Source organism: Aeromicrobium sp. YIM 150415, from assembly GCF_016918125.1.
In the GTDB taxonomy this organism is placed as follows: domain Bacteria; phylum Actinomycetota; class Actinomycetes; order Propionibacteriales; family Nocardioidaceae; genus Aeromicrobium; species Aeromicrobium piscarium.
Genome location: NZ_JAERWM010000034.1, coordinates 40,504 through 49,825 on the forward strand (window position 1 = coordinate 40,504; position 9,322 = coordinate 49,825).

Annotated in this window: 12 protein-coding genes and 1 tRNA gene; 6 read left to right on the plus strand and 7 right to left on the minus strand. The window is 68.1% G+C overall.

What is annotated here, in order from left to right; genetic code table 11:
- Positions 1–9 precede the first annotated feature (9 nt).
- Positions 10–95 (plus strand) — tRNA-Leu (locus tag JL108_RS18905).
- Between the two features lie 189 nt (positions 96–284).
- On the opposite strand, the gene JL108_RS18910 is transcribed toward JL108_RS18905, so the two are convergent.
- Genes JL108_RS18910 through JL108_RS18920 form a run of 3 tightly spaced genes read right to left on the minus strand, consistent with a single transcriptional unit; the run spans position 285 to position 1,324 of the window.
- Positions 285–491: a hypothetical protein gene (locus tag JL108_RS18910; protein ID WP_205199657.1), complete on the minus strand. Its 207-nt coding sequence runs from the start codon at positions 489–491 to the stop codon at positions 285–287.
- Between the two features lie 5 nt (positions 492–496).
- Positions 497–658, minus strand: a complete 162-nt coding sequence (locus JL108_RS18915) for a hypothetical protein (RefSeq protein WP_205199658.1) — start codon at positions 656–658, stop codon at positions 497–499.
- 54 nt (positions 659–712) lie between these two features.
- Positions 713–1,324, minus strand: a complete 612-nt coding sequence (locus JL108_RS18920) for a ribonuclease H (protein ID WP_205199659.1) — start codon at positions 1,322–1,324, stop codon at positions 713–715.
- A gap of 173 nt (positions 1,325–1,497) precedes the next feature.
- Between JL108_RS18920 and JL108_RS18925 the strand changes: the two genes are divergently transcribed.
- Positions 1,498–1,782 (plus strand): hypothetical protein, encoded by a 285-nt coding sequence (locus tag JL108_RS18925; protein ID WP_205199660.1) that lies wholly within the window; start codon positions 1,498–1,500, stop codon positions 1,780–1,782.
- A gap of 45 nt (positions 1,783–1,827) precedes the next feature.
- The gene (locus JL108_RS18930) at positions 1,828–3,165 is read left to right on the plus strand and encodes an NAD(P)/FAD-dependent oxidoreductase (protein WP_205199661.1); all 1,338 of its coding nucleotides are present in this window, start codon (positions 1,828–1,830) and stop codon (positions 3,163–3,165) included.
- A gap of 4 nt (positions 3,166–3,169) precedes the next feature.
- On the opposite strand, the gene JL108_RS18935 is transcribed toward JL108_RS18930, so the two are convergent.
- On the minus strand, positions 3,170–3,358 hold the full coding sequence (locus JL108_RS18935) for a DUF6458 family protein (protein ID WP_143912167.1): 189 nt from the start codon (positions 3,356–3,358) through the stop codon (positions 3,170–3,172).
- Between the two features lie 192 nt (positions 3,359–3,550).
- Here JL108_RS18935 and JL108_RS18940 point away from each other — a divergent pair, with 192 nt between their 5' ends.
- Complete coding sequence (locus JL108_RS18940; RefSeq protein WP_205199662.1) at positions 3,551–4,636, plus strand: M23 family metallopeptidase; 1,086 nt, start codon at positions 3,551–3,553, stop codon at positions 4,634–4,636.
- A 5-nt stretch (positions 4,637–4,641) separates the two neighbouring features.
- Here the strand turns inward: JL108_RS18940 and JL108_RS18945 are convergent, their stop codons facing one another.
- Positions 4,642–6,015 (minus strand): VWA domain-containing protein, encoded by a 1,374-nt coding sequence (locus JL108_RS18945; RefSeq protein ID WP_143912170.1) that lies wholly within the window; start codon positions 6,013–6,015, stop codon positions 4,642–4,644.
- A complete protein-coding gene (locus JL108_RS18950) occupies positions 6,012–6,890 on the minus strand; it encodes a MoxR family ATPase (protein ID WP_205199663.1) in 879 nt (292 codons plus the stop codon). Before JL108_RS18950 ends, JL108_RS18945 begins: the two co-directional genes overlap by 4 nt.
- Positions 6,891–6,908: 18 nt before the next feature.
- Here JL108_RS18950 and JL108_RS18955 point away from each other — a divergent pair, with 18 nt between their 5' ends.
- Together JL108_RS18955 and JL108_RS18960 are read left to right on the plus strand one after the other, a co-directional pair.
- Positions 6,909–7,289: an SRPBCC family protein gene (locus tag JL108_RS18955; RefSeq protein WP_205199664.1), complete on the plus strand. Its 381-nt coding sequence runs from the start codon at positions 6,909–6,911 to the stop codon at positions 7,287–7,289.
- 19 nt (positions 7,290–7,308) lie between these two features.
- Positions 7,309–8,601 carry a M20/M25/M40 family metallo-hydrolase gene (locus JL108_RS18960; RefSeq protein ID WP_205199665.1) on the plus strand — a complete coding sequence of 431 codons (1,293 nt, stop codon included), beginning with the start codon at positions 7,309–7,311 and terminating at the stop codon, positions 8,599–8,601.
- Positions 8,602–9,044: 443 nt separating this feature from the next.
- Here JL108_RS18960 and JL108_RS18965 read toward each other — a convergent pair.
- Positions 9,045–9,322 (minus strand): IS30 family transposase (locus JL108_RS18965; RefSeq protein WP_205199666.1); only part of this gene is annotated, 278 nt, incomplete at its 5' end.

The window sequence follows — 9,322 nt, forward strand, 5'->3', positions numbered from 1 at the left end:
CGGGACCATGTCCGGGTGGCGGAATAGGTAGACGCGCTAGCTTGAGGTGCTAGTGCCCGGTTACGGGCATGGGGGTTCAAGTCCCCCCTCGGACACACATGATCGACGCTGAAGCATCAGCGTGGGACACGCAGAAGGCCCCTCCCGACGATGATCGGGAGGGGCCTTCTGCGGACCGATGATGATGCATAAGGGTTGCTATGGCGACCTGAATGCATCGAGTTTCAAGCAGGTCCGCACCGATGACGATGCATTGTGGTTCCCATAGCAGCCGTAACGCATCATCACTCCTCGGTCACGTCGTGGGCGTGTTTCATGAGGTGGACGAGCGAGGCGACCGCGCCCGCGCCGCCGAGGGCGAGGCCGATATAGGCCCAGGGTGTGGTCTCGAGGGGGCCATAGCGCACGAGCAGCAGGCACACGATGCCCAGCACCGCCGCGCTCAGGGCGATCGCGAGACCCGCACCCCAGACCGGATGACGGATACGCATCGCGCTCAGCCCTCATCCTCGTCCTCATCGGAGTCCATGATGTCGCTGCCCGCCTGCGGAGCGAGCCGGCCTTCGCCGGTATCGGGAGTCTCCTCCGGTGCGGGAGGAGGCGGACCCTGGTTCGCGACCTCGCCGTCGTCCTCGGTGTTCTTCTCACGTGACGTCATACCCGGTACCTACCCCGTGGCGGGCCCCGTCAAACATCGCGTGGGTCTCGGCGGTCAGCGAGCGAGGCGCGCGGCTTCCCCCGCCAACCGGTCGGCCTCCTCGTTGAGAGCGTGCTGATTGTGCCCTCGCACCCACTCCCACGTGGTCGGGATGCCGGCCTCCTCTCGCGCGCGCAGCAGTTCATCGAGGCGCCGCATGAGGTCGACATTGGCCACGGGCTTACCGGAGGCGGTCTTCCAGCCCTTGCGCTTCCAGCCCGGAATCCACTTAGTGGCCGAGTTGAGCACGTACTGCGAGTCGAGCTGGAGGTGCAACGCCGTGTCCGGGTGCGCCTCGAGGGCATTGATCAGTGCGAGCAGCTCGCCGATGTTGTTGGTCCCGTTGGCCAGGCCACCGGAGTCGCTGCGACCGTCGGTGGCCACCCACGCCCAACCGGTCGGGCCGTCTGGATTGGCCAGGCACGAGCCATCACAGGCGATCGTGACGACACCGTCGGGGACTACCGGCTCCGCACGTGGCTCGGGCTCGACGATTCCGCCCAGGACCGCGTCGACTTCGGCCACCAGCATGCGGGCGTGGGCTGCGGACAGGTGGGCCGAGCCGAGACTCAGGGAGCGGAAACGCTCCAGCAGCCGGGACTTCTGGTCTTCGGTGAGTCCGCTCATGATCCTTCTCGCGATGTCGACGGTGCGGGACGAGCCTACGGCCTGCAACCGCGGTTTGCGGCAGGTGGTTCACTGTCGGAGGCGGCAGTCGACATTGCCGATGTCGTATGAGATCGTGGCCGCTCGGGCACCCCATATGGGCCCGCCTTCCCTGCGATCAAGGAGCGAACGGGTTGCGAGACAGCGAGCACGAGCGACTCGCCTTCGAGATGAGCCTCATTTTGATGAAGAAGCTCGGCTGTGAGATGTATCTGACAGCCGGGGTCGGACTCATGGTGTGCCTCGAGCATCCCGACGCGCCCGAGCACGAACTACAGGCCGAAGGCATCTGTCCCTTCACACGCCATCAGGTGGATGCCGTGCTGAAGATCCACGAGGACGGGCGTCTGCCCGCGTATATCGAGGCACTCGACGAGTACACCGGTCTGCTCAAGGACATCGACTCCGAGGGTCTCTGAGGCTCTCGCCCAGCACACCCCGTCCACCGGGCGGACGATGGTGACATGATCAGTTGCGACATCGTCATCATCGGTACCGGACCCGGCGGCGAGTCCCTCGCCACACGCCTCGCCGGCGAAGGACTCGACGTGGTGGCCGTCGAGGCCGAGCTCGTCGGCGGAGAGTGTCCTTACTGGGGGTGCATCCCCTCGAAGATGATGATCCGCGCGGCAGATGCTGTCGCCGAGGGCCAGCGAGTACGGCGGCTCGGTGGAAGCGCCGAGATCCATCCCGACTTCTCGATGGTGGCCGAGCGGATCCGTCGCGAGGCCACCTCGAACTGGGACGACTCCGCCGCGGCCGACCGGCTCACCCAGGCGGGGGTCCGGCTCGTGCGAGGACGCGGCGTGGTGGTGGGGGAACGCACCGTCGAGGCCGGTGGCGAACGCTTCAGCGCGCGCCGCGGGGTCGTGCTCAACACTGGTACGGCGCCGGCGGTGCCGCCGATCGACGGTCTCGACTCCACCCCGTACTGGACGAACCGCGAGGCCGTCTCCGCCACGCAGGCCCCCGCGAGCCTCGTCGTCATCGGCGGCGGCGCCATCGGCCTCGAACTGGCCCAGGCGTACGCGCGCTTCGGCACAGCGGTGACCATCCTCGAGGTCGCAGGCCGCATCCTGGCGGTCGAGGAGCCGGAGTCCAGCGATGCTCTACGCGATGTGTTGCAGAGCGAGGGGATCACCGTCCGAGAGTCGGTGTCCATCGACCGGGTCGACCACGGGGACGACGGCTTCACCGTGTCCCTCTCCAACGACGAGGTGCGCGCGGAGCGTCTGCTCGTCGCCACCGGTCGTCGCGCGCGTATCCACGACCTCGGACTGGAGGAGTTCGGCGTCGACACGTCCGCCAAAACCCTCACGGTCGATGACGACATGTCTCTCGCGCCGGGGCTGTGGGCGATCGGCGACATCGCCGGACGCGGCCAGTTCACCCACGTGTCCATGTATCAGGCGGGTCGTGTCGGCGATGTGCTGTTAGGCCGCGATCCGGGACCGTATGACACCAGCTTCCCGCGCGTGACCTTCACCGATCCCGAGATCGGAGCGGTGGGGCTCACCGAGAGCCAGGCGAGGGAGCGAGGCATCGACGCGCGCACCTCCGTCACCCAGATCCCGGCGAGCAGCCGCGGTTTCATCCACGGCCCGGGCAACGACGGATTCATCAAGCTCGTCGTGGACGCCGAGCGCGATGTGATCGTCGGTGCGACCTCCGCCGGGCCTACGGGCGGTGAGACCCTGTCGTTGCTCGCGCTCGCCGTCCGCGCGGAGGTCCCCCTCGGCACGCTGCGGAACATGATCTACCCGTATCCCACGTTCTATCGGGCGATCGAGAGCGCATGGTGAGCGCTCAGCGCGGGGGAGGGGCGTCGCGGCCGGCGCGTCCGGCCAGGATCAGTGAGAGGACCAGGCCGAGTACCCCGACGCCCATCAGGATGTAGCCGGTGGTGACGAGGTCGATGCCGTTGACCGCGTCTTGGACAGCGAAGGCCAGGATCGCGCCGATGGCCAGCAGGAAGAGTGAACCGCCAATGTACATACTGCGACGATGACAGCGGATCGGCGATCGCGCATCCGCAACGCCGTGGAGCAGGTCGGCGGCGTTCTGTCAACCTCGACGCGTGAGATCAGACGATCATCCGAATCTGTGGAGAGTCGCCGCACGGATCGAGAGTTATCGGTAGAGTAGGCCGCGGCTGAATCCCCACCGACATTCGAGGTTCCTGTACCGATGACGACTGCGTCCCGACGCTCGCCCGCGCCTGCGGACGGACCTCGACCTCGTGGTGGTACGCGCCGGCGCCAGCGGCCGCAGCGCCGCTGGGCCTCCCCGCTGGTCATCGGCACCGTGAGTCTGGCGGCCGCCGCCGGTGGCGTCGCCGCCACCACGGGCGAAGACGCTCCGGTGACCTCTGTCGCGCCGGCTCCCTTGGCCGTCGCCGATGTGCCCACCGTCCCCGATGTGGTCGAGGAATCGATCGATCCGAGTGCCGCGGTCGAGCTGGAATCAGCCCCGGCTCCGGACGCCCAAGGTCTCGCGGCCGAGGCCGAGACAGATCAGGATGTCGATCCGGTCGATCCGCAGACCGCCGACGAGCCCCCGGAGCCCGGTGTGGAGCCGGAGGCGGCCGAGCCCACCGAGCCCGGTGTCGCGGCACCCGATCCCACACCGCTCACCGACGGCACCAGCCCTCTGGCGTCGCAGCTGCGTGCGCAGTCGGCGGTGCCCGAGGACACCACCGGCCCGGTCAACCTGGCCTCCGCACTGCTCCCGCCGATGCTCCCGGACTTCGCCGCACAGCGCGAGGCGCTGAACGCCGAGAAGGAGCGGATCGCCGGGCTCGTCGAGGAGCGTCGTGCTCAGCTGCAGGCCGAGGAGGAGGCCCGCGCCGCCGAAGAGGCCCGCACGGCCAACGAGTGGATCATGCCCTTGGAGAACTACCGGTTGTCCGCCCGCTTCGGCCAGGCCGGCCGGATGTGGTCGAGCGGTCGCCACACGGGTATCGATCTCTCGGCCCCCAGCGGCACACCGCTCTACGCGATGCAAGACGCCGTCGTCGCCTCGACCGGCTATGCCGGGGCCTACGGCAACCGCACGGTCCTGCGCCTCGCCGACGGCACCGAGCTCTGGTACGCCCACCAGTCGCGGATCGACGTCGAGCCCGGACAGGTCGTCCGCAAGGGAGATCAGATCGGCGCCGTCGGAGCGACCGGCAATGTCACCGGACCGCACCTCCACCTCGAGGTCCATCTCGAGGACGAGAGCGAGGCGGTCGACCCGCTGCCCATCATGGAGGAACACGGGCTGCGCCCCTGACCGGCTCAGACCGGCAGCAGACGCCCCACCACCGTGCTCAGCTGCTCGATCGTGCAGCACTCGTACATCGGCACGACCTCGCTGTAGGTGAGAGCCTCGGAGTCGCCGAGCCCCCAGCGTGATCCGTGCTCGGGATTGAGCCAGAAGGTCCGGCGTGACCGCTCCGCGATCCGGTGCAGGGCATCGAGACGGGGTCGCTGGTTGTTGTTGCGGGCGTCGCCGAGGATCAGCACGGCCGTCCGCGGTCCCACGACCCGGTCGACCTCGACCATGAAATCGGCGAACGCCTCGCCGTAGTCGCTGCTGGTGTGCCACTTGGTCACCCGAGCCTCCGCCAGGATGCGCGCGCTGAGATCGCCATCGTTCTCGCGGACCAGCTCGGTCACCTCGGCCATGGCGTTGACGAAGGCGAACACCCGCACCTTGCTGAACTGGTCGCTCAAGGCCTTGACCAGCAGCATCGTGAAGTCCGAGAAGCCCGCGACCGATCCCGACACATCGCACAGCAGTACGAGCTCGGGACGTGACGGACGCGGTGCGGCGTAGACCGGCTTGACCGGGACGCCACCGGTGCTCATCGCGGCGCGGAGCGTCCGGCGGATGTCGATCTGCCCACGACGGCGTCGGCGCCGGCGGGCCGAGAGGCGTGTCGCGAGTCGTCGGGCGAGCGGTTGGACGGTGCGGCGCATCTGCGCCAGCTGATGGGCGTTGGCGCTCAGGAACTCGACGCGATCCTTGCTGGGGGCCACAGCGTGCCGGGAGACCACCTCACGCCCCCGAACCTCGGCGGTACGCCGGCGCGCCTCCGACGAGACCGCCTCGCGGAAACGGCCGACGGCGCGTCGCACCTCGTCGCGATGCAGTCGTTCGGTCACCGGTCCGTTGCTGCCGTTGCCGCCCCCGCCACCGTTCCCGCGGAATCCGACGGCCGCGGCGACGAGAGTCTGCGGCCGCAAGCGCTCCAATGTCTGATAGGCCGACCATCCATGTGTCGACGTGTCAGGGCGGCCGACCTCGCCGAGCAGGTCGACCGCCACCTCGGCGAGCTGGTCCAGCGCCCGCGGATCGTCGTCGGCGAGCGCCATCGCGAGCAGATCGCGCAGTTGCTCCACGGTATCGGCCGCGAGCTCGTCGCGGGCTGCCTCCGGGGCCCCGATGCCGGCAGGAAAGAACAGATCGAAGGTCATGTCGAAGACATCGCGTTGACCGTCCCGGCGCACGAGCGCTGCGGCCAGGCCCTCGCGAAGGATCTCGCGGTCGTCGAAGCCGAGCACCGTCGCGACCTGCGCGGCGTCGATGGTCTCGCTGGGTCCGGCGTTGATGCCCTTGAGCCTCAGCGCCTCGACGAAGGAGACCAGGCGTTCGGCGACGTCGGTCACGAGGTCTCGCTGAGGGTGAGCGCCGTCCGCGCCTTGTCGATATCGTCCTGGTGCTTCACCACGACGCCCAGGGTCTCGGAGATGACCGCGTCGTCGAGGGAGTGGGCGCCCAGCGCGACGAGGGTCCGTGCCCAGTCGAGGGTCTCCGAGACCGACGGCGCCTTGCGCAGTCCGCTCGCCCGTAGCGCACCCACGACCCGCACCACGGAGTCGGCGAGTGCCGCATCCAGCCCGGGAACCTTGAGAGAGACGATCTCGCGCTCCAGCTCCGGTTCGGGGAACTCGATGTGCAGGAAGAGGCAACGTCGGCGCAGCGCCTCGCTGAGTTCGCGCGTGGCATTCGAGGTCAGGACGACGAAGGGACGCTGGGTCGCGGTGACGGTGCCGAGCTCCGGCACGGTCACCTGGAAGTCGCCGAGGACCTCGAGGAGGAGGCCCTCGATCTCGACATCGGCCTTGTCCGTCTCATCGATCAAGAGCACGGTGGGCCCGTCGTTGCGGATCGCGGTGAGCAGCGGCCGCGGCAGCAGGAACTCCTCGCTGAAGATGTCGTCGCGGGCGTCGTCCCAGGTCTCGTTCCCACTGCCGGAGCTGATCCGCAGGAGCTGCTTGGCATGGTTCCACTCATAGAGCGCACGGGCCTCGTCGACGCCCTCGTAGCACTGCAGTCGGACGAGATCCGCGCCGCAGGCAGTCGCCACAGCTCGGGACAGCTCGGTCTTGCCGACTCCAGCGGGCCCCTCGACCAGGAGCGGCTTGCCCAGTTCGCTGGCGAGGAAGACGGTCGTGGCGATGGCATCGGAGGCCAGATACCCCGCGCCCGCGAGGCGCTCCTTGACGTCCTGGACCGACTCGAAGGGCATGCTGCGTGTCATGGCGTCAATCTAGTACCCATGGTCTACGTCGAGTACGCGCTGTCGAGTCCTCACCGTCCCGAGCGGGCCTTCGACCGGTTGACGCGGTGGGAAGACCACTCGGTCCCGTTCACCCGGATCCGGCGCACGCCCAAGGGATTCACGGCGCGGACGGGTCTTGGTCCGCTCGCCTTCGACGATCCGATGGTGATCGCCCGGTGGGAGCCCGGACGCCGCGTCGAACTGATCAAGCGTGGCCGGGTCGTGCGAGGATGGGCCGTGATCGAGGTGGCGCCCGACGGCGAGGGCAGCCGTGTCGTCTGGCGCGAGGAGCTCGGTGTGCCCGGAATGCCGGGGATGCTTCTGCGTGGGCCGTCGCGGTGGATGGTGCGACATCTGGTACGCCGCCTCGTCGGCTGATGCCCCGTACGATCGGGACATGGGGTACTTGCCTGACGCCGAGACCGTCGACATCTGCCGTGATCTGATCCGCATGGACACCTCCAACTTCGGAGACGATTCGGGACCGGGGGAGCGGGCGGCCGCCGAGTACGTCGCCGCATCGCTCGCCGAGGTCGGCATCGACTCCCAGATCTATGAGTCCGAGCCGGGCCGGGCCACTCTCGTCGCCCGGTGGGGCAACCAGGACTCGTCCCGCCCGGGACTGGTGATCCACGGACATCTGGACGTCGTGCCGGCGGAGGCCGCTGACTGGAGTGTCGACCCGTTCGCCGCCGAGATCGTCGACGGCTACCTGTACGGACGTGGCGCGGTCGACATGAAGGATTTCGACGCGATGCTGCTGTCGGTGGTGCGGGCACGGCAGCGAGCCGGCGCGATCCCCGATCGTCCGATCCTCCTCGTCTTCACCGCCGACGAGGAGGCCGGTGGCCGCAAGGGCGCTCACTGGCTCGTCGACCACCATCCCGAGTGGTTCGAGGGGTGCACCGAGGCGATCGGGGAGGTCGGGGGGTTCTCGACCGAGGTCGGTGGCCAGCGTCTGTACCTCGTGGAGTCCGGGGAGAAGGGCATCGCGTGGATGCGGTTGACGGCGAGTGGCACCGCCGGACACGGTTCGATGCGCAATGACGACAATCCCGTCGCGCATCTGGCGCGTGGTCTCGCGGCCCTCGGCGATCACGTGTGGCCCGAGGAGCCTGGTCCCTCGATGCGCCTGCTGTTGGACAAGGTGCGGGAGCTCACCGGGGCGGAGGGCTCGCCTGCCGAGCTGCTGGGTCACTTCGGCCCGGCCGTGCGGATGATCGGCGCGGGGCTGCGCAACACGACGAATCCGACCATGCTCCAGGCCGGGTACAAGCACAATGTGGTGCCGGGCGAGGCCGTCGCCTTCGTGGATGGCCGCTACCTTCCGGGCCATGCCGAGACCTTCATGCCGGCCGTGCAGGAGATCGTGGGGGACAAGGTGAGTGTGGACTCGCACACCTTCGACCGAGCCTTGGAGTACGCCTTCGAGGGCGATCTGGTCGATGCGATGACGGTGTCCCTGCACCGGCACGATCCGGAAGCCCATATCGCACCGTTCCTGATGTCCGGCGGCACCGATGCCAAGGCCTTCGACAAGCTCGGCATCACCTCCTACGGCTTCACGCCGCTACGGCTGCCGGGCGATCTGGACTTCACGGCGCTGTTCCATGGCGTCGACGAGCGGGTCCCGCTCGATGCGCTCGAGTTCGGCTCCCGCGTCTTCGATACCTTCCTCGACCTCGCCTGACCGACTCACCCTGGGCGGTGAGCCCACACCCTGGCGCTGGGCGACGAATCTGTAGGTCTCTGCAACGATGGACATGCGATGTTTCCTCTCCACGGGTGACGTCGTTGCCGGCGTCGGCCCGGGATGAAGAGTCACCACGAGGCAGTCCTGTAATGGGTCACAACCCGCAGGGGTCGGACATGCTTCTGATCAAGCCATCCTGGTGGGCCAGGGACGACGCCGGCGCCGCCCGCGCCGGACAAATCGCCACAGAAGGCATCCCACGAATGGAGCCAGGTGAGCTACGAGTCACGACACGAGCAGAACCAGCATCACCCCACCAGCCAGCCCCAGGCCAGCCACCACAAAGACTTACAGGTGAGCTACGCACGTCTCCCCGCGTGGGGCGGTGAATGACGCACCTCTCGCCGTGGGCTGGTTCTAGTGGTCGAAGCAACGGGTGGTCAGGCTGCCTGGGTGAGGAGCCTGTTCAGCCGGATGGCTGGGGTGTCGAGGTCAAGGGTAGGTCGGGGGCGTGCGTTCAGGCTGTCTTGGGCGTTGCGGAGGTCCTCGGCGGTGAAGGTCGAGAGGTCGGCGCCTTTGGGGAACCAGTGTCGTAGGAGCCGGTTGGTGTTCTCGTTCGATCCGCGTTGCCAGGGTGAGCGGGGATCGCAGAAGTAGACCCGCATGTCCAGAGCGGTCTGGATTCGGGCGTACTCGGCGAGTTCGGAGCCACGGTCCC